21 protein-coding genes are annotated in these 18,967 nt (G+C 43.3%); 13 read left to right on the top strand and 8 right to left on the bottom strand.

What is annotated here, in order from left to right; all coding sequences use genetic code 11:
- The first annotated feature begins 24 nt into the window (after nucleotides 1–24).
- The 7 genes from C9889_RS01345 to C9889_RS01315 all read left to right on the top strand — a co-directional run bounded on the left by C9889_RS01345 (nucleotide 25) and on the right by C9889_RS01315 (nucleotide 5,890).
- Entirely contained in the window at nucleotides 25–1,176 is a 1,152-nt protein-coding gene (locus tag C9889_RS01345) for an RNA-guided endonuclease InsQ/TnpB family protein (RefSeq protein ID WP_129596604.1), read from the top strand.
- Nucleotides 1,177–1,282: 106 nt separating this feature from the next.
- Nucleotides 1,283–1,648, top strand: coding sequence for a prefoldin subunit beta (locus C9889_RS01340; RefSeq protein ID WP_129596602.1), 366 nt, complete (start codon nucleotides 1,283–1,285; stop codon nucleotides 1,646–1,648).
- A 65-nt stretch (nucleotides 1,649–1,713) separates the two neighbouring features.
- Nucleotides 1,714–2,679, top strand: coding sequence for a DHH family phosphoesterase (locus C9889_RS01335; protein WP_129596600.1), 966 nt, complete (start codon nucleotides 1,714–1,716; stop codon nucleotides 2,677–2,679).
- Between the two features lie 68 nt (nucleotides 2,680–2,747).
- Nucleotides 2,748–4,052: a phenylacetate--CoA ligase family protein gene (locus C9889_RS01330; protein WP_129599349.1), complete on the top strand. Its 1,305-nt coding sequence runs from the start codon at nucleotides 2,748–2,750 to the stop codon at nucleotides 4,050–4,052.
- Between the two features lie 49 nt (nucleotides 4,053–4,101).
- Nucleotides 4,102–4,539: an ACT domain-containing protein gene (locus tag C9889_RS01325; protein WP_129596598.1), complete on the top strand. Its 438-nt coding sequence runs from the start codon at nucleotides 4,102–4,104 to the stop codon at nucleotides 4,537–4,539.
- A gap of 41 nt (nucleotides 4,540–4,580) precedes the next feature.
- Complete coding sequence (locus C9889_RS01320; RefSeq protein ID WP_072358266.1) at nucleotides 4,581–4,907, top strand: DUF2103 domain-containing protein; 327 nt, start codon at nucleotides 4,581–4,583, stop codon at nucleotides 4,905–4,907.
- Nucleotides 4,908–4,915: 8 nt separating this feature from the next.
- On the top strand, nucleotides 4,916–5,890 hold the full coding sequence (locus C9889_RS01315) for a methanogenesis marker 12 protein (RefSeq protein ID WP_129596596.1): 975 nt from the start codon (nucleotides 4,916–4,918) through the stop codon (nucleotides 5,888–5,890).
- A gap of 3 nt (nucleotides 5,891–5,893) precedes the next feature.
- Here C9889_RS01315 and C9889_RS01310 read toward each other — a convergent pair whose 3' ends face one another.
- From C9889_RS01310 to radC, 5 genes are read right to left on the bottom strand one after another with little or no spacing between them, the layout of a single operon-like run.
- Nucleotides 5,894–6,676, bottom strand: coding sequence for a nitrilase-related carbon-nitrogen hydrolase (locus C9889_RS01310; protein WP_129596594.1), 783 nt, complete (start codon nucleotides 6,674–6,676; stop codon nucleotides 5,894–5,896).
- Nucleotides 6,677–6,687: 11 nt separating this feature from the next.
- Entirely contained in the window at nucleotides 6,688–8,187 is a 1,500-nt protein-coding gene (locus tag C9889_RS01305; protein WP_129596592.1) for a thiamine pyrophosphate-dependent enzyme, read from the bottom strand.
- Nucleotides 8,184–8,348: a hypothetical protein gene (locus C9889_RS10950; protein ID WP_318531466.1), complete on the bottom strand. Its 165-nt coding sequence runs from the start codon at nucleotides 8,346–8,348 to the stop codon at nucleotides 8,184–8,186. Before C9889_RS10950 ends, C9889_RS01305 begins: the two co-directional genes overlap by 4 nt.
- On the bottom strand, nucleotides 8,327–9,094 hold the full coding sequence (locus tag C9889_RS01300; RefSeq protein WP_318531465.1) for a hypothetical protein: 768 nt from the start codon (nucleotides 9,092–9,094) through the stop codon (nucleotides 8,327–8,329). The genes C9889_RS10950 and C9889_RS01300 overlap by 22 nt, the downstream gene beginning before the upstream one ends.
- Nucleotides 9,095–9,133: 39 nt before the next feature.
- On the bottom strand, nucleotides 9,134–9,823 hold the full coding sequence (gene radC, locus C9889_RS01295; protein WP_129596590.1) for a RadC family protein: 690 nt from the start codon (nucleotides 9,821–9,823) through the stop codon (nucleotides 9,134–9,136).
- A gap of 111 nt (nucleotides 9,824–9,934) precedes the next feature.
- On the opposite strand from radC, the gene C9889_RS01290 reads away from it, so the two are divergent.
- On the top strand, nucleotides 9,935–10,759 hold the full coding sequence (locus tag C9889_RS01290) for a molybdopterin synthase (protein ID WP_129596588.1): 825 nt from the start codon (nucleotides 9,935–9,937) through the stop codon (nucleotides 10,757–10,759).
- Nucleotides 10,760–10,771: 12 nt separating this feature from the next.
- Here the strand turns inward: C9889_RS01290 and larA are convergent, their stop codons facing one another.
- Nucleotides 10,772–12,016 carry a nickel-dependent lactate racemase gene (gene larA / locus C9889_RS01285; RefSeq protein WP_129599345.1) on the bottom strand — a complete coding sequence of 415 codons (1,245 nt, stop codon included), beginning with the start codon at nucleotides 12,014–12,016 and terminating at the stop codon, nucleotides 10,772–10,774.
- Between the two features lie 168 nt (nucleotides 12,017–12,184).
- On the opposite strand from larA, the gene C9889_RS01280 reads away from it, so the two are divergent.
- The 5 genes from C9889_RS01280 to C9889_RS01265 all read left to right on the top strand — a co-directional run bounded on the left by C9889_RS01280 (nucleotide 12,185) and on the right by C9889_RS01265 (nucleotide 17,277).
- The gene (locus C9889_RS01280; RefSeq protein WP_129596586.1) at nucleotides 12,185–13,312 is read left to right on the top strand and encodes a DUF2117 family protein; all 1,128 of its coding nucleotides are present in this window, start codon (nucleotides 12,185–12,187) and stop codon (nucleotides 13,310–13,312) included.
- A gap of 117 nt (nucleotides 13,313–13,429) precedes the next feature.
- A complete protein-coding gene (locus C9889_RS01275; RefSeq protein ID WP_191985812.1) occupies nucleotides 13,430–14,851 on the top strand; it encodes a class II fumarate hydratase in 1,422 nt (473 codons plus the stop codon).
- Nucleotides 14,838–16,514: an FAD-dependent oxidoreductase gene (locus tag C9889_RS01270; RefSeq protein ID WP_129596584.1), complete on the top strand. Its 1,677-nt coding sequence runs from the start codon at nucleotides 14,838–14,840 to the stop codon at nucleotides 16,512–16,514. The genes C9889_RS01275 and C9889_RS01270 overlap by 14 nt, the downstream gene beginning before the upstream one ends.
- Entirely contained in the window at nucleotides 16,514–16,747 is a 234-nt protein-coding gene (locus C9889_RS10240; protein ID WP_225419932.1) for a 2Fe-2S iron-sulfur cluster-binding protein, read from the top strand. The genes C9889_RS01270 and C9889_RS10240 overlap by 1 nt, the downstream gene beginning before the upstream one ends.
- A complete protein-coding gene (locus C9889_RS01265) occupies nucleotides 16,741–17,277 on the top strand; it encodes a succinate dehydrogenase/fumarate reductase iron-sulfur subunit (RefSeq protein WP_225419931.1) in 537 nt (178 codons plus the stop codon). Before C9889_RS10240 ends, C9889_RS01265 begins: the two co-directional genes overlap by 7 nt.
- A gap of 14 nt (nucleotides 17,278–17,291) precedes the next feature.
- Here C9889_RS01265 and C9889_RS01260 read toward each other — a convergent pair whose 3' ends face one another.
- The gene (locus tag C9889_RS01260) at nucleotides 17,292–18,584 is read right to left on the bottom strand and encodes a multiheme c-type cytochrome (protein WP_129596582.1); all 1,293 of its coding nucleotides are present in this window, start codon (nucleotides 18,582–18,584) and stop codon (nucleotides 17,292–17,294) included.
- 121 nt (nucleotides 18,585–18,705) lie between these two features.
- The gene (locus C9889_RS01255) at nucleotides 18,706–18,954 is read right to left on the bottom strand and encodes an ATP-binding protein (RefSeq protein ID WP_129596580.1); all 249 of its coding nucleotides are present in this window, start codon (nucleotides 18,952–18,954) and stop codon (nucleotides 18,706–18,708) included.
- Between the last annotated feature and the right edge of the window lie 13 nt (nucleotides 18,955–18,967).

Genomic DNA, 18,967 nt, shown 5'->3' with positions numbered 1-18,967 from the left:
GTTTGCGTGTGAATATAGTAGTATATGTTTCTTACTAAAACAATTATCTTGAAATTGGTTAATCCTGATAATGATTTAGTGGAAACTGTGAAGAAATATTCTGATGGAATGAACTATGCTTCCGAAGTTCTTTTTGATAAAGGTAAACCAATTCCAGCAATGAAATTACAGCAGGAAGTTTACCCATATCTTCGTGAAACATTAAAATTGAAATCCCAGATGAGTTGTAATATCCCTCGACAAGTTGCAGGATGTTATAAAACATTGAAGAAACAGAAAAAGGCAAAATGGCAAAAAGTAGAATTTTCGCCATCATCAATGACTTTTTCTTACAAAAGGGATTTTGTGATTGATGAAGATACAGTCAAAATAACTACTATCAACGGAAGAAAAGCATATTCCATTTTGAATTATGACTACGCAAAACAGTATTTTGATGGTTCATGGAAATACCAGGCCTCCAAAGTTGTAAAACATAAAGACGGAGATTATTATTTCCATTTATCTGTTGAAAAAGAAGTTCCTGACAAAGAAATAACAGATGCTTCTACTTTCATGGGTATAGATGTAGGTATGAACTATCTGGCTGTTGCTTCTACTACAGACAAAAAATGTAGTTTTTTTGCTGGTGGTGAAATTAAGAATCTTCGCAACCAATACAAATCAATGCGAAAGCGTTTACAATCGAAGGGAACTTTATCTGCAAAACGAATGTTGAAATACATTTCAGGTAAAGAGAAACGTCTTATGCGAGATGTAAACCACACAATCTCAAAAGAAATTGTGAAATTTGCAGTTAAAAACAAAGTATCAGTAATAGGTCTGGAAGATTTAACAGGAATACGTGATTCCACTCTTTCCAAAGTTTCCAAAAAGAGAAGACATAACCACAGTAGTTGGGCTTTCCGGCAATTACAAACATTCATTGAATACAAAGCAAAAGAAGTAGGCATAATCACTCATTATGTTGATCCATCCTATACTTCTCAAACTTGTATTCGATGCAATCATATCTCTAAGAATAACCGTAACAGATTGTCTTTTAGGTGTGAAAAATGTGGTTATGCGAATAATGCAGACCTGATCGGTGCAATGAATATTGAACACAAAACACGGGATTTCAGGTATATCCTGGAATCTCAGGGGTGCTTGTCAGCCACCCAGACGAATGCTTAATTGACATTCAAGCCCCTTGTCGTAAGGGTGGGGTAGTTGACGATGAATGAACCATAGAAACATTAAAATCATTTTAGGTTTAATTGGATGCTCAGGTGAAACTAAAATGAGTTCAGAACTACCCCCACAGGTCCAGAACCAGCTGGCACAGTTGCAGCAGGTTCAACAACAGGCCCAGACACTTGCCACACAAAAGAATCAGATTGAAAGTACATTGAAGGAAACGGAAAATGCTCTTGAAGAACTTGAACAGTTATCAGGAGATGCAGTTGTCTACAGGACTGTTGGGGATATGCAGATACGTACTACCAAGGATGATGCTATTGTAAAACTCAAAGAGAGAAATGAAACTCTTTCCTTAAGATTGCAGTCTATTTCCCGTCAGGAAGAACGCGTCTCCAAACGTTTCAACCAGCTTCAGGAACAGGTCAAACAGGCTATGGGTACCCAGGGCGGTTATCAGGCACAATGAGCCTGACCTGCCTGCCAATTATCATTTGCCGGCATAATTGCAGGTAATGATAGGTAGAGGTTGAAATGAAAGTAGATGAAGAGGGATTCTACAACAAACTTCTTGACTACCATAATATCCTGTATCTATGTCATCGCAATGCGGATCCCGATGCTGTAAGCAGTGCCTTTGCTCTATCTGAAGCTATTGGAGGCAAAGTAGGGCTGGTTGCTGGTTGCAATCGTGTTGCTTCTTTGCTGGTTGACAAACTTGAGATTGATGTTGTGGAAGACCCAAACCCCGAAGACTACGATCTTACGGTTGTAGTAGATACTTCAACAATTGCACAGTTAAATGATATTGAATTATGTCACTATGGCGTGATTGATCACCACGCAACAACTGCTCTTACAGAGAATGCAGCATTTTATCTGCACCGCAATAAGACATCTGTTGCAGAAATAGTTTATGATGTACTGAAATGCATGGGTGCACCTATTATGAACCGTACTGCTGTGGGGCTCATGACAGGGATTGTAACTGATACCGGGCATTTCAAACATGCAACAAGTGATACTTTCCGTACATTTTCTAATATAATTGAAAGCAGTGGTGTTGAATATGCGGAAGTACTGGAGCTGATGGCTTCTACTCCACAGGATGTGTCTATGCGTATTGCCATGCTAAAGACGGCCAATCGTGCGGAGATTGAAAGAGTGGAAAGCTGGCTTGTGGCTACCTCTCATGTAAGCTCTTTTGGAGGCTCTGCTTCTTCAATGCTGATCAATATAGGTGCTGATGTTGCATTTGTAGGTACGATGAAAGAAACCTCTATCCGTGTTAGCGGAAGGGCAAAGCGAGATGCTTTAAATGCCGGAGTAAACCTGGGTCAGATCATGGAAGATGTGAGTGCTGATTACAATGGCACAGGTGGAGGGCATGCAGGTGCTGCGGGTATCGATGTAGTTGCCGATATGGAAGATATACTTTGGGCCTGCAAACAAAAAGTTATTGAAGTTCTTCGGAATAAGAATAATCCGTCTAGTTTATAAAGCTTAATTTCAAATACCATAGATAATGATGTACTTTGTACATGACAAAATGGCTGTTATGTGATAACATGATCGAATACTGGAACCCACAGATTGAAAGAATGCCCCTTGATGAGCTGGAACAGATTCAGGAGGAGCGGTTGCGCCATCTTGTAGACTATGTCTATACTCACTCTCCTTTTTACAAAAAACGTTTTGATGAAGCCGGGGTGAAACCGGAAGATATCAAGACCCTGGAGGACCTGCAAAAGCTTCCGTTTACCTATAAACAGGACCTCAGGGACAATTATCCTAAAGGAATGTTTTGTGTACCTGATACACAGCTTGTACGCTACCATGTTTCTTCAGGTACCACTGGCAAACCGACGGTTGTGGGTTATACCAAAAGTGATATCCATGAGTGGGCCAAATCCCTGGGAAGAGCATTAACCTCAATTGGCGTAGGTCGGGGAGATGTCCTTCAGGTAAGTTACGGATACGGTCTTTTTACAGGTGGGCTCGGGCTGCATTATGGTGCTGAAGAAGTGGGTTCCACCGTCCTGCCTATTAGTGTTGGTAACACTGATAAACAGCTTGAACTGATGCAGGATCTCGGTACCACTACGCTTGCATGTACTCCTTCTTATTTCCTTTACATGGCAGAAGAAGCAAAGGATAAGGGTATTGATTTCCAGAAGGATACCGGCCTGAAAACCGGTATCTTCGGAGCCGAACCCTGGACTGAGGAAATGCGCAAGCGTATGGAAGACGCTACAGGCATTAAGGCGTATGATGTGTTTGGCACATCCGAACTCAGTGGGCCACTTTTTACTGAGTGTACTTGTCAGGACGGAATTCATATCTGGGGCGACCAGTTTATTGTGGAAATAATAGATCCTGAAACTGGAGATACTCTGCCAGAAGGAGAAAGGGGAGAACTTGTAATAACCACTCTTACAAAAGAAGCCCTGCCTCTTATCCGATACAGGATAGGAGATTATACAATCCTGAACAAGCAACCCTGTGAATGCGGGCGCACACATCCCAGAATAATGAGGGTTACCGGACGTGTGGATGATATGCTGATTATACGTGGAATCAACGTATTCCCGGGACAGGTAGAATCCGTGCTTATGAAGATGCCCGAAGTTGGAGAACATTTCATGATACATGTGGATCGTATCAATGAAATGGATACAATGAAGATACAGATTGAAATGAATGATGAAGCCTTTAGTGACAAGGTCAATGACATAATCTCCCTGGAGAAAAAGGTTGCTTCTGCCCTAAAGAGTGTGCTCAATCTTTCTGTTGGTGTTGAACTGGTAGAGCAGGGGACAATTCCGCGGTCTATTGGCAAATCCAAAAAGGTAATCGATAATAGAAAGCTATAAAGAATTTCAGGGTAATTTATAGATTATAACACCACAGGTTGATGATTCCATGGATGAAAAATTTATCAAACAGATATCACTCTTTGCAGAGAATAAGCCAGGCCGCCTTGCAAATATTGCATCCAGTTTCAAAGAGGCATCCGTTAATATAAGAGCATTTACTATCGCTGAAGCAGGGGATTTCGGAATTATAAGGATGGTAGTAGACAAGCCGGAAAAAGCACATCGTGTCCTGCATGATGCAGGCTTTACAGTCTCCGAAACAGATGTTCTGGGTATACAGATGGAAGATGTACCTGGCCAGCTTGCAACAATAGCGGAGGTACTTGGCAAAAAAGGTGCCAATATCGATTATGCTTACGCTTTTGTAACAAAAACAGAAAAAGCGTTCCTCATAATACGGGTTAATGATTTGAAAACCGCTGTTGAAACACTTTATGAAGAAGGCATTCCACTGCTGGATATGAGTGATGTGCAAAGCATCTAATCTTTCTTTTTTTTTGAAAAGTAAAACCACGGCTCCTATATATGACTCCTAATTCCACCTTACAGAGCAAGCTAGGGGGTTCGCATTCCACCATCATAGGTGGTAGACATGGCAAGAAACTGCTCAAAATAATCAGTAATCATCCCGATGTCAAAAGAATAATCCCTTCAGTAATTACTGTTAAAGGTAAAAGTGCCCCCGGTGGGAAGATAGATGTGAAAATTCTTCGTCCGGATAGTAGGGGCAATTTGAGGGCTCTCCTGACACATGGTACTTCTTCCCAGGAAGTAAGAATCGTTACAAGCGTTGGGAAAGAAGAAGAAGGGGAAAGAATAATGCAGGAATTAAATGCAATGTTTATGGAGTGATCCCGTGTATGTATCTAGGTATTGATCACGGCACAAATGCAATGCGTTTTGCAGCTCTTGATAAACATGGAAATTTCTTCTACTTTGAAGTTCCCCGAACAGACATGAAGGGAATGGAAGGCAGTGCAATTCTTGAATTGATGGAAAAGGAATTCAATATCAGGACCGAACAGATTGAAATGGTTGCCCTGACTTATTCTATGGGAGATGGAATTGTCAATATTATGGATATACAGGATGTCCAGAATCGTGGGGTAAGAAGTATTGAGGGAGTCGGCAAAAAGACTGGTGCGGGAACTCTGGTATTTGATACTATCAAGAAGGTGAAAATCCCAGCTGTTGTAATACCGGGGATACATTCACACAGCCATACGGATTCCCGAATGAACCTATTTTCTCATTCTACAAGCCCCGAAAAACTTGGAATTGCCTATGATGCATTATCCAGGGGCATTAATAATTTCATTGTATCAGATATCAGTTCAAATACTGTAACTCTGGCTGTTGCAAACGGGGAGGTTGTAGGTGCCCTTGATGCCTGTATTTTCGCACCCGGGACCGTACACGGCCCTCTTGATCTTGAAGCAATAAGGCAGGTTGATGCCGGGAAGTGTGGTGCAAATGAAGCTTTCATGAACAGTGGTGTGCTGAAAAATACATCTTATAAAAACACTGCAGATTTGCTGGATGGATTAAAAGATAATGAAGATCAGGCAAAATTTGCAATTGATACTCTTGCTCTTTTTGCATCCATGGAAATAGAAGCCATGAATGTCCTGCTAAAGGACTATTCAACATGTGATCGTCTTTTTCTTGCAGGCTCTATGGCAGAAGTGGATTCTCTTGTGAAAAAAATACATCACTATCTGGATATGAAACCCTGGATTCTGGGAAAATGGAGTGCAGCTACTGGATGTGCCCGTATGGCCAGGGATATTGCAAAAGGTAAAAAGCAAATCCTGGGTATCGAAGTTAGGATCTGAATCTCAATTGGAATACAGATTTTCCCTACGGTCATCCAGTACAGGTATTTTACTGGATAGTTCTTTGGCAAGTGAGAGGTCGATGTCTGCCATGATTATGCATTCATCGCGGCCGGAATCTGCAAGAGTATTTCCCAGGGCATCAATAATCATGGAACTTCCAGGGAACGATTTGGTCGGATCCTCACCTGTGCGGTTACACATCACATGAGGAATCTGGTTTTCTACTGCCCTGGCAGGACCCAGGATTCTCCAGTGATTGCCCCGGGGGTCCGGAAATTGGGCAATAGTCACCAGTAAGTTGGCTCCTTCAAGCACAAGTTTGCGTGCCACTTCAGGAAACCTTATCTCGTAGCATATTTCCAATCCGATACATATATTTTCAAGTTTTATGGGTTGAATGGAATCACCCGGGGAGAAGTGGCCTTTTTCTTCCCCAAAGGGGTGAATTTTGCGATAAGTTCCCTTAATTATACCATTTTCAATACAGAACCCAAGATTGGCATAGGGTTTGGTTTCAGTATCCAGTTCTTCCACGATTGACCCGATAAGGATGCATTTGTTTTTTTTTGAAAAATCCGCAAGTTGTCCTATTGTGGGGTAGGGTGGCTTTTCAGCCAGTTTATCCATCTGTTCATAACAGAAACCTGTGGAAAACACTTCCGGGAATACAATTATTTCAGCGCCCATAGCAAGGGCCCGATCACCCAAAGCAATGGCTTTTTCGATGTTTGTTTTCTTATTACAATGCTCAACGTCCATCTGGATACAGGCAACTTTTACCATAATGTATCTCCTCAGTATTTAGGACAGGTACCCTTTGCAAGTATTATGGATATTCCCATTTTTTCCATTTTTTCCATCAGAAGGGCCTGCAATTCGCTTTCTTTGATTTTTTCTGCAAAATCTACCACTTCAATGTCATTATGAAGTGCTTCAAGAACATGAGTAAGGTCCGCGACATCCTGTCCTCCCGTCATAGCTGCAACATCATTTTGCAGTATAATAACCAGCAGGTCAAAACCGTTGGATTTTGCATTGATTAATCCCTGTAGACCTGTATGTGCCAGGCCGAAATCTCCTATGACTGCAATACCTTTTCCTTTGAACCCACAGGCGACCGATATTGCAGAGCCAAGTGCAAAACCTGCATCCACGGCCTGAAGAGGTGCAGATGTGCTTAATATGGAACAACCCATGTCCCCTGCAATTGGTTTATCTATTGTACCAAGCACCCTGTAGAGAGGCAGATAGGGACATGTATCACAGATGGAGCGTGGTCCTCTCTCTTTAATAGTCTCGAGTTTGACCTCTTTATTAATATGTGATTTTTCGATATTTTCAAGAGCATGCAGTATATTTTCGGTTTCTATTTTACCATGGGGCATATGTCCTGTGGATTTGCCCTTTATGGTGTCTTCGACTGAAATATGGGATTCAAGGTAATCTTCTGTTTCCTCAGCCACAAGCACATATTCATGGTCATCAATGAATTTTTTCAATTTTTTGATAGGCAGTGGGTAAACCATATCCAGTGCCAGGTGTGAAATATCGGAGTTACTTTCTTCAATGATTTTTTCCACAAGGGAGGTAGGATAACCTGAGGAAATAATACCTGTTTTTGTTGTATTGATATGACACAGGCAATCCTGTGATTGAGAATAATTTTCCATTAAAGGGTATGTCATTGAATGGAAAAGCTGATGCTTGCCTTTCATGGTGTAGTCCCATACAGACCTGTCAAATTCAGGTGGTACCAACCCTCTTGGTTGCAATAAGGCACTTTCACAAAACGATTCCAGAAGACGGGAAGTTACTCTGACTATAACAGGAATACTTGCCTTTTCCGAAAGTTCGATCGCTTCTGTCAGTGAACCAAACAACTTTTCAGGAGTTGCAGGATCAAAGACAGGTACTTCGCCAAGAGGTCCGAAATAGCGTGAGTCCTGTTCATTCTGGGAGGCTTTGGCGCCGGGGTCATCCCCTGCGATTATCACTAAACCTGCACCTATTGTATGGGTGGCGGATGTAACCAGAGGGTCACAGAGTACATTCATGCCTACATGTTTTGTCAGGACAAAAGACCTGCGACCGTCAATCGAGGCCCCCAGGGCAGTTTCAAGAGCCACTTTTTCATTGATCATCCAGAAAGTATTGTCCGCCCAAAAATCATCATTTCTGAAAAGGTCCACAATGGAAGTAACAGGATAGCCTGCAACCGCACTGACCAGCTTAATTTCCAGCAGTCTGGCAGCCTTTAATATGACCTCTTTCCCGCTTATTTGACGTTCATTCATGGAAGTTCAGCATCCATTATTACCGAATCATCAGGTCTGGCAAACCAGGGTAGGGCAGCAAGGGCTCCTATTACACCTTTACCATCCATCCAGATATCCACACCATTACTTTCAGCATACTCCATTGCAAACTCATAGGTCAGCTCAGCAGACCTGCACAATTTACTGTATTCCTTAATACTGGAAGCATTAAAGGAGTCAAGGACAACCATTCCTGTATCCTTTGATACACTGTACTTTTCCAGTGCACTGCGAATATTTTCAAGTAGTGCATTCTGTGCCCTCTCATCCACACATCCAAATTCCAGGACTGTTGAAACACAGTTCTGGGTTTTGCCGATACAGGGAAAAGTTGCACCAGGGAGTGGGAGAGGTATACACTTTCCACACAATCCAGTTCTTTTGCGATGTTGTGGGTCAGACACCAGGTAGCACCTGTTTCTTTGGTGTCAGTATCATCAATTCCTATCAGTACACGCTTGCGTTTTGGGACAACGATGGTACCTTTTGCCGCTTTTCCTCCTCCAGAAGGCGTGGTTTCAGAACGCACAACTCCGGCTGCCTGTGCACGACAACGCGTGGCACCGACACCACCTCCGCCCAGTCCTGCATAGGTGATTGCAACCTCATTATCTTTGACCTCTACTGCTTCAATACCTGCAGCGGCAGACGATGGCTTTAGTTCAAGGGGTACCTTACCGGTTTTTACAAGATAGCGGGTCATATTTCCCAGTGTCCTTACCTGCCGGACAATAGGGGAGTGGGAATAATGGTGCCTGGCCCATGCAGCACCACCATAACAGTTACTATGTTCAATTATCTCCGCACATTCATCCGTTTCATCACATATGGCATAGATTGCCCTGTAGGGAATCGAGTACGGTTCATCAAGTTTTAACTCTTTCATTAGGCTGGATAATTATCGGAAAATGCTTTAAATCTTTTGTCAGGAAATATATCCTTCATCCTTCAAACTCACAAATTTTCCTTCCCCGATTATCACATGATCCAGTACATCAATTCCAAGTATTTTCCCACCATCAACGAGTTTACGGGTGATATTTATATCTTCCCTGCTTGGTGTGGGATCTCCCGATGGATGATTATGTGTAAGAATAACAGAAGCTGCTGATTCCAGAAGGGCTGATTTGAATACCTCCCTCGGATGAACGATATTGGCATTCAGGCTGCCTATAGATACCACTTCTTCCCGAAGGACCTGGTTTTTGGTATCAAGATGAAGGGTTGTAAGATGTTCCTTTTTCTGGCACCTCAACTGTGGATACAGGAGTTTGTACACATCATCCGGGGAACGGATGCGTGGCAGCGGCTCATCTGAATGTTTCTCAAGCCTGCGGGCCAGTTCGAATATAGCAGAGATCTGGGAAGCCTTTGCAATCCCTACTCCATGGATTTCGGTCAGTTTTGTGATATTGGCCTGACTCAAATTTTTGATAGGATAATTCGAAAAAATACGAATACATAGATTGATCACATTTTCTTTAGCCGTGCCGGTTCGCAGGATTATTGCAAGCAATTCCGTATTGGAAAGGCCCGATGGCCCATATTTTGCAATTCTCTCCCTTGGCCTTTCTTCCGGGGGCATATCCTGTACCCTTAATTTCTGCTCATCCATACATTATATAAATAATCATCTTATATATAAATAATTCGTAATATATCATAATTATCAAATTATGTAAGCCAATCCAATGCCTACTTATACTTATAATTCCATGCCATAATTATGAAAGCCGTAGCTGTTATTGGTTACAAAAATACCGGCAAGACAACGTTTGTTTGCAGGCTGGTGGAAAAACTTGCTTTGAAGGGTAAAGTTGGTACTGTAAAGCTCATGCAGGATCATCGTTTTGATTCCCCCGAAAAAGATACGGGTAAACATTTCGATTCTGGGGCTGAAAACGTGACTGCAGTCTCCGAGGAAGGTATGGTTTCTATTCAACGTGGGGCAGGCCTGGAGCAAGCTCTTGAAGTCCTTGCAGGCAGGGGGATAGATTACGCTATCGTGGAAGGCGCTACAAATAGTGATTTGCCCAAAATAATGCTGGGAGAGGTGGAAGAGGAAGCAGGGAATGTTGTACTCAGGCTTGCTCCCTGTTCGGACTGGGATATGGATGAAGTTGCAGGAATTGTACAACAAACATCCGAATTCGTAACCCTGAACAGTATGATTGACAAAATACGTCATATACCTGAATTTCCTCTGGCTGGAAGTATCGGTACTTTTACAGGTGTGGTAAGAGGGGAGACAGATGATATCAGCACAAAAATGCTCGAATTTGAGAAATATGATACCGTTGCTGATAAGCGTATAGAAAAGATCTGTAATGACCTCAAACAAAGAGAAGGAATCATCGAAGTATTAATCCATCACAAAAGTGGCCGGCTCATGCGGGGAGAGGATATCGTGTACATTGCTGTAGCATCAGCCCACAGACAGGAGTTGTTTAAAGCCCTGAGTGATGCGATTGAAAGAGTAAAGTCAGAGGTGCCCATATGGAAAAAAGAAGTCACCATGGAAGGTGATTTCTGGGTACATGATCACGCATAAGTAAGCAGCTTTTCAAATTCTCGACTTTTGAATCGGCAGGGTACTCTGGCCGTGAGGCATGAAATGGATTCTCACGGCCGGATTCTCTGCAATGATTGAATCAATTGTCTGCTGGATATCTGGTACAGGCTTGAAAAATACATCCTGTACATCTTTTTCAGGCATTTCTGAATACATGAGCAAATTATGTTTCATTGCAAGCTGTGCGATAAATGCCGCTTTGTGAGCCCCGAATTCAAAATCTGAGTCAAACTTTTCAACGGTTTCCAGAGGACAACTGCATTGTCGGCTCCAACGTTCAAATATTTCATGACCAAACCCTTCTCTGCAGGGGGCTGCAAGCAGGATGGTGCCTCCGTCAATAACTGCATTTTTTGCATTGTCCAGCGGTTTGTAGGCCTGATAGAGGTTCATTCCCTTTGAGACATCGGTTGCTGTAATGACAACGTCTGCAGGTTCCACTTCCACCTTGTACATTTTATCCACACAGTCAACTCCTTTTCGGTGGGCATCTATAATATCACCGGCTACAGCCCGGACGATTTCCTTTTTGCTGTTGAGGACCACATTGAGTGAAAAATCCGGGCCGAATATGTGAGCCGCTTCTTCCATATCCTGTCTTACAGGACTGTCGATATTACCGGTAGTTGCCTCTTCAATAGTCATCATCTTATGGTTTGTAATAACAGAATTATTGGAACTCACTCCGGGAAGGATCGCTTTTGCCCCTCCACTGTAACCTGCATAATAGTGGAATTCAATATTACCGGTACACACCACTACATCGGAATCATAAACTTGCCTGAATATTTCTACCGGAGTCCCTCTGGAAGTTGTTCCCACCTTTACACAATTCTCTTTATTATGTTCAATAAATCTGACTTTTCCATAAAGAGGTCCAAGTATATTTTTAATCTCTTCTTCAGTTTGCTGGCGATGAAGTCCCAGGGCACAGACCACCGTTACATTTTCTTCGGTACATCCTCTGGATTTCAATTCTTCAAGAAGCAAGGGAAGCATTGTTGAAGAAGGGGATGGACGGGTAATATCACTGACTATGATGGCTACACTGGATTCTGCAGTCACGATTTCGGAAAGTCGCTTGCTGTTTACCGGATTTGCAAGAGCATTTTTTACAAGTTCCTCAGGGGTAGATTCTACTTCCATTTCACAGGGCATAAGGATATCACCCATATTTGAATCCGGAATGTTGACATCAATACTTTCGTTACCATAAGGTACAGTGATTACGGTCATTTTTTCGGTCCTCATTTATTTGCAATGAAGACAAAAGTCGCATATGACGGTAAAATGGAGGGGATGAATATTACTCAGAATAGACCGACTTTTGTCAGGTTGAGGGTTTGAATCGATAAGATATAAATTTATCTTCACCTATGAGACATTAAGTACAAGGATGACAGGATGAAATATGGAATTATAATACACGGCCCGGAAATAATAGACAGTGGCTGGGCGGGGAAAATAATACAACTTCTTTCAGCAAGAGCAGATGTGTATGCCGTAGCCGCCGGGACTATGTGTAAACTGGCCGTGCTGGATTCCTTTCTTGAAGATTTAATCGACATCTGGAGTTTGAGCAAACCCAGTGAGGCGATTACTGAACTTGCAAAAGAGTGTGACTGTGTATTCCTGCTAAATCATGGAAAAACCATTGAAAGCGGGACTGTTTTTGGAAATATGGTAGCGGATAGAGTGGATATTGAAGTCCCACTTGTACAGGTTGAAAGACCCGGAAATTCGGATGGGAGAATTATTTACAGGGGAGAAGATGTAAATCCCGATGTATACTGGCTATGTAGGAAATTGGGTATGCCACTGGTGTACCCTGAAACTGCAAGGCAGCCATCTATCAGAAAAAACGGTCATAAAACGATACGCACGATTTCAGGGGTCCTGCCCGGAGAATCCATTATGGTCAACGGCCTTGTAATCGGTTACGCCAATAATGAGGATGTGGAATTAATATTTGAGGATGGGATTGTTACTGCCATTAAAGGCGGGCAATTGAAAAAACATGGTGTGGAAAAACTTACTTCATACATCGGTAGGATTGACCCTGAAAACGCATGGATTAAAAGTGGAAATTTACGCCGCACTCCTGTTCTGGAATCAATGAACCGGGAAAGAATTGATGTCCATAAGCGCCAGTCCTGTCGGGCTGTACTGATTAATCATGAAGCAGAAAGGACATTCGAACTGGCAAGAAAAGCGGATCTGGTAATTTCAGTTGGGGATGACACCACGGCGATTGCAGGAAGCATCCTGAAACGTCTGGAAATACCATTGATAGGAATTACTGATGGTGACAGGGATAACGTGCTTGCTGATAATGAATATTGCGAAGGTTCTACGATAATACAGGTTGAAAGTGGTTGTGATGATATAGTAGGAGAAAAAATAAAGGAATCGTTTTTTTCTACATCCCACCCCGAATTTCCTTCAAAATCTTATCTGGAAGAACAGATTCTTGATCTGGCAAAATCTTGCATGAGGCATGTGATCTTCCACACCCTGGAATATAATTATTAATCTGTATCCCTCTGGGCATTTTCAGATAGTTACATACACTTATTACTGAAGATATTTTATTTTTATAAGGGAATTTTGGAATTGCCGGTTTGAAATGACGTAAAGCCGGTGTATAAAATGCCCGTTACAGGTGATACAATGGTGAGGGTTGAAAAAGACACACTGGGGGAGGTGGAGGTACCAGATGATGTTTATTATGGTCCCCAAACCGCCCGTGCTGTGATAAATTTCAGGGTAAGTGGACAGAGGCTGCCTCCTGCTTTTATCAGGGCACAGGCTGCGATCAAAATGGCATCTGCAAAAGCCAACATGAAAGCCGGAAAACTTGACCGTAAGCCGGGTGAGGCAATCTACAAAGCCGCTCAGGAAGTGCAAAGTGGAAGATTTGATGACCATTTTGTGGTGGATGCTTTCCAATCAGGTGCCGGTACGTCCCAGAATATGAATGCCAACGAGGTTATCGCCAACAGGGCTCTTGAGACCCTGGGTTATCATAAGGGTCGCTATGATGTGGTCCATCCCAATGATCATGTTAATATGTCCCAGTCCTCCAATGATACAACTCATACGGCAATCCATATCGCTGCCACTGAAACAATAATAAATGAACTTCTGCCTGTGCTGGAAACCCTGCAGGATGAACTTGATGCAAAAGCCAAGGAGTATATTGGGGTGGTAAAACCCGGCAGAACCCATCTGCAGGATGTCGTGCCAGTGACCCTGGGGCAGGAATTCAGTGGCTATTCGAGGATGCTGGAACTGGATAAACGACGACTGGAAAATGTATTGAAGGATTTGAAGGAACTCAATATGGGGGGTACGGCTACAGGCACAGGCCTCAATACGCCTGAAGGATTTGGTGATACAGCGATTCAGGAAATGAATCATATCACAGGTATTGATTTCAGGTTAGCGGAAAATCCCTTTGAAGCCACACAGGGTGCAGGGGCTATTCTGGGCACCTCTGCCGTCTTAAAGGGTATTGCAGTGGATCTCACCAAACTTGCAAATGACCTGAGATTATTATCCAGCGGTCCACGCACCGGTTTCGGGGAAATTATGCTGCCGGCAGTGCAGCCAGGCTCCTCGATCATGCCGGGTAAGGTCAACCCTGTGATGGCAGAGATGCTGAACATGGTGTGTTTCCAGGTGGTTGGAAACGATACTGCCGTAATGATGGCAGCACAGGGAGGACAATGTGAATTGAACGTATTTACACCGGTTCTTGCTCATAACATTCTTAATTCGATAACAATTCTGGCAGGGGGAATCGATTCTTTCAATGAACGCTGTCTCAGGGGTTTAACTGTCAATGCAGATCACTGTTCAAAAATGGCAGAATCCAGTCTTGCACTGGGAACTTCCCTTGCACCTATAATCGGTTATGAAAGGGCTGCGGAAATCACATATGAAGCACACAGGACAAACAGTACCATACGTGAAGTGGTAGAAAAAAAAGATTTGGGTCTTTCAAAAGAGGAAATTGATTACTTGTTAAATCCAATTAATATGACGGGGGCAGGAAATGAGAGAACATGATATTATAGTGATAGGGGGAGGTTTATCCGGTCTCAGGGCTGCGCTTGAAGCCAAAAGACATGGGGCTGATGTGGCAGTAATCTCGAAAGTTCCACCCATCCGCAGCCATTCCGTAGCTGCACAGGGAGGGATAAATGCATCCATAGGTTCCGATGACAGCTGGGACAGTCACGCCTATGATACAGTAAAAGGGAGTGATTACCTTGCAGACCAGGATACAGTTGAAATCCTTTGCAAGGAAGCGCCCGAAAGAGTTTATGAAATGGAGAATTGGGGAACACTGTTTTCCCGTACTGAAGATGGGAAAATAGCCCAGCGCCCTTTCGGGGGTGCCGGCTTTCCCAGGACATGTTATGCCGGGGACAGGACGGGGCACAATTTGCTGCACACCCTGTACGAACAGGTATTAAGGTACGGGGTCAGGATCTACAATGAGTGGATGGTAACCCGCCTGGCCACGGGTAACAATAGGTGTACTGGTTTTGTGGCACTCAATATGCTTGATTCTGAGCTGGAAACATTCAGGGCCAAAGCGGTTATACTTGCAACAGGCGGTTACGGACGTATATACCAGCGTTCCACAAACTCTATAATCAATACAGGTTTTGGAATCAGCCTGGCCTATCGCGCCGGAGTTCCCATTCAGGACATGGAGTTTGTCCAATTCCATCCAACTACGCTGTGGGGTACCAATATACTGATAACCGAGGGTGTAAGGGGGGAAGGAGGCTACCTCTACAACAAAGACCATGAAAGATTCATGGATCAATATGCACCTGAATCCATGGAACTGGCTCCCAGAGATATCGTTGCACGTTCCATCCAGACCGAGATCGATGAAGGACGGGGTTTTCCCGGAGGTTATGTGCAGCTTGATATAACCCATCTGGGTAAGGAACTGATCAATGAGCGACTGAGCGGCATCCGTCAGATATGTATTGATTTTGCCGGTGTTGATCCGATCAAGGAGCCTATACCCGTACAGCCCGGCCATCATTATTCCATGGGAGGCATCTCTTCCGGCAAAGACGGATTGACACCGCTGGACGGATTGTACGCAATTGGGGAATATGCCTGTATCAGTGTGCACGGGGCAAACCGGCTGGGAGGCAATTCATTACTTGATACAATTGTATTTGGAAAAAGAGCAGGGGAACATGCGGCCAATGCTGTGAAAAACATTGATATGCCTTCTGAAGACAGCCTCAATGAAAGCCTTGCGGAAGAAAGATCCAATATTGATTCAATGATGGGTGACAGCGGGGAAAGTTTTGCCGCTGTAAAAGATGAATTAAGACAGGCCATGCAGAAATATGTGGGTGTTTATCGCAACCGTGAAGATCTTGAAACCGGGCTTGCAAGTGTGAAGGGCCTGGAAAAACGGGGTGAAAACATCCATGTGAAAAGCAGGGTCAGGGCATTCAATATGGAATTGATGAATGTACTTGAAGTTAAAGGAATGCTGGATATTGCCCGGGTTATCACTGAAGGTGCACTGGTGCGGGAGGAAAGCCGGGGTGCGCATTACAGGACCGATTTCCTGGAAAGGGATGATAAGAACTGGCTAAAACATACTCTTGCCTATCTGGAGGATGGCGAACCTAAGCTGGAATACAAGGATGTGACGATTACGCAGTTCCAACCAAAGAGGAGGGAATACTGATGGTTTACCTGAAAATCAAGCGCCAGGATGAAAGCAGGGAGTGGTATGATACTTTCGAGATCGAAGAAACCCCCGGGATGACGGTACTGGAGGCCCTCTTCTATGTGCAGGAACATATGGATGGCAGTCTTTGTTTCAGGTATGCCTGTCGGGGTTGCAGTATGTGGAAGTTGTGGAATGCTTATCAACAGGGTTCCCCGGCTTGCCTGCAGGACGCAGGTAGGCATTGCTAAAAAAAGAAAATACCAGAGAAGGTTCAGATGATATATTTGTAGCAGGCCAGAAGTCAGAAGAAGAAAATGAAATAATCTTAATTGAACCCCTGGCCAACCTGAAGGTAATTCGTGACCTTGTAGTGGATATGGATACATTCTATACTCTGGTGGATTCTATCAAGCCCTGGATAAATTCTCCTGAAAAACATCCCGAAGGTGGTAACCTGATGAGTCCGGATCTTCGGGAAAAGATTGAGAAGTATACCAACTGTATACTGTGCGCCTGTTGTCACGGTGCATGTCCGGTGGCTGCAAGAGATGATACTTCCCTCAGCCCGGCAACTCTTGCCAAAGCCTGGCGTATGCATCTCGATCCCCGGGAGGATAATGCCAGTCGTAAGGAAAGACTGGATTTTGTTGATTCAGACTCTGGTGTATGGGGTTGTGACCTTGTCTATAAATGTGTGGCAGTCTGCCCGAAAAAAGTTCCACCTACAATGGGTATTAAGGCACTCAGAGAGCAAATTGAAAAGAACAAAGAAAAGTAAAAGTTAAGGGATAATCAATCCCTTTTCCTTGCTATCCAGAACATAAACATCAGGCCAAAGACTGCAACAATTGCTTCAAATCCGGGTTGCTCAACAGGCTCTTCAGTTTCAGTTACAGAATTGAATAATTTATCTGATTTGTCCAGGTATTCATTGGTCTTTTCCATGTTGTGAATACCAAGACTTCCGTCCTCTTCAACAAAATGCATGTAAAAGACTGCATTGTTGTAGTCCTCAAGTTTTGTCTCATAGGAAGCCGTACCATTGAGATTTTCCAGAGCAACACTGGCATTGCTTTGCACAGTTTTAAGTTCTTCAATCCTTTCTGCAATCAAATCCTGTTTTGTTTCAATAACCTTTGCAAACTCTTCATCATGGCAATCATAGCATTCCCCGGATGATTCTAAACTGAATAACAGTTCGGGTTCATAATCGAACGTATGGCCTGTCACGGCTGTTTCATGTGTGGTGTCATTGTACTCCCTTGAAGCCATATGGCAATCCGAACACCTGATCTCAGGGTGGTTGTCTGTGTTATAGATGGAATCGTTATACATCTCCCAGTTGGGATGATGGATTTCCGTAGTCATACCATCTGCCGTGGCACCCATACCGTTATGACAGTTCCCACAGAGTAAAGCTCCTTCTATACGGTATTCAGCGGAATGTGGTTCATGGCAGGCTACACAGGTGACACGCCATTCTTCTACATCTTCAGGCTGTGGAACATCATTCAGGTTTAGGCCATAGATGCTTTCATTTTCCAGAGAGGGAATAGCCCCATCAGTGCTCTTGCATGAGACACATGAGTTATCCCTGTCCAGAATGAAGGGTTCCGCCATATCAGTGGGTTCTGAATGACTTGCCATGGACTCCATGTCAAAGCTTTCAGTGTCATATTCATCCCATTCCTCGATGATTGGATGATGGGAATCCCTGTGACAGTTCCCACACATTTCAGCAGAAAGGGTAACTTCCGGGATATGGGCTGATGGAGTGTCCAGATGGGCATCATAGCCTTCATCCGGGGGGAGATGGCATACTTCACAGGTGATTGGTTCAATTGTGTTTTCCACATCTTCCCTCCCCCAGGTTTCTTTAATGGAAGATTCAACATGACACTCAGTACACCTTTCAATATCAACAACCGACCCACCTGCAGCATTTAAGGATTCTGCATGGGCAGAAGAATTCCATATCTCATATTTTTCAAGATGACAATCCTTGCAAGTTTCCGGTTGCCAGGCCCCTGCCATGCCTGCTGATAAGAATAATAACAAAGTTAGTGTTACAACTATTTTGATCAACTAATACCCCCACGTTAATCTTTAGTAAAATATGGTTATGATTGTATTTATTGTAATCGGGTATAAAATATTCTCTTTGATGTGATTGTATTATTAATGCAGAGTTTTGAGATTACATTCCTTATTGTAGGTTATTATCATCGGGGCTTAAGGGAAGGTTGAATCCGAATATACTGTATTTGCCGTATTGACTTTTTACCCACACATTTCCGCCATGTAACTCAACCAGTTTTTTTACAAGGGACAAACCCAATCCTGTGCCTGCATATTCTTTTTTAGTGGTTTCATCGAGCTGGCTGAAATGTTTGAACAATTTATCCAGATTTTCTTCTTTTATACCAATCCCATCACCTTCAATTTCAAATGTGATGGAATTTTCCCTT

The organism is Methanohalophilus profundi, assembly GCF_004137855.1.
GTDB classification, from domain to species: Archaea; Halobacteriota; Methanosarcinia; order Methanosarcinales; family Methanosarcinaceae; genus Methanohalophilus; species Methanohalophilus profundi.
Note: the sequence above shows the minus strand (reverse complement) of the source record. Positions and strands in the feature narration are given on the sequence as shown.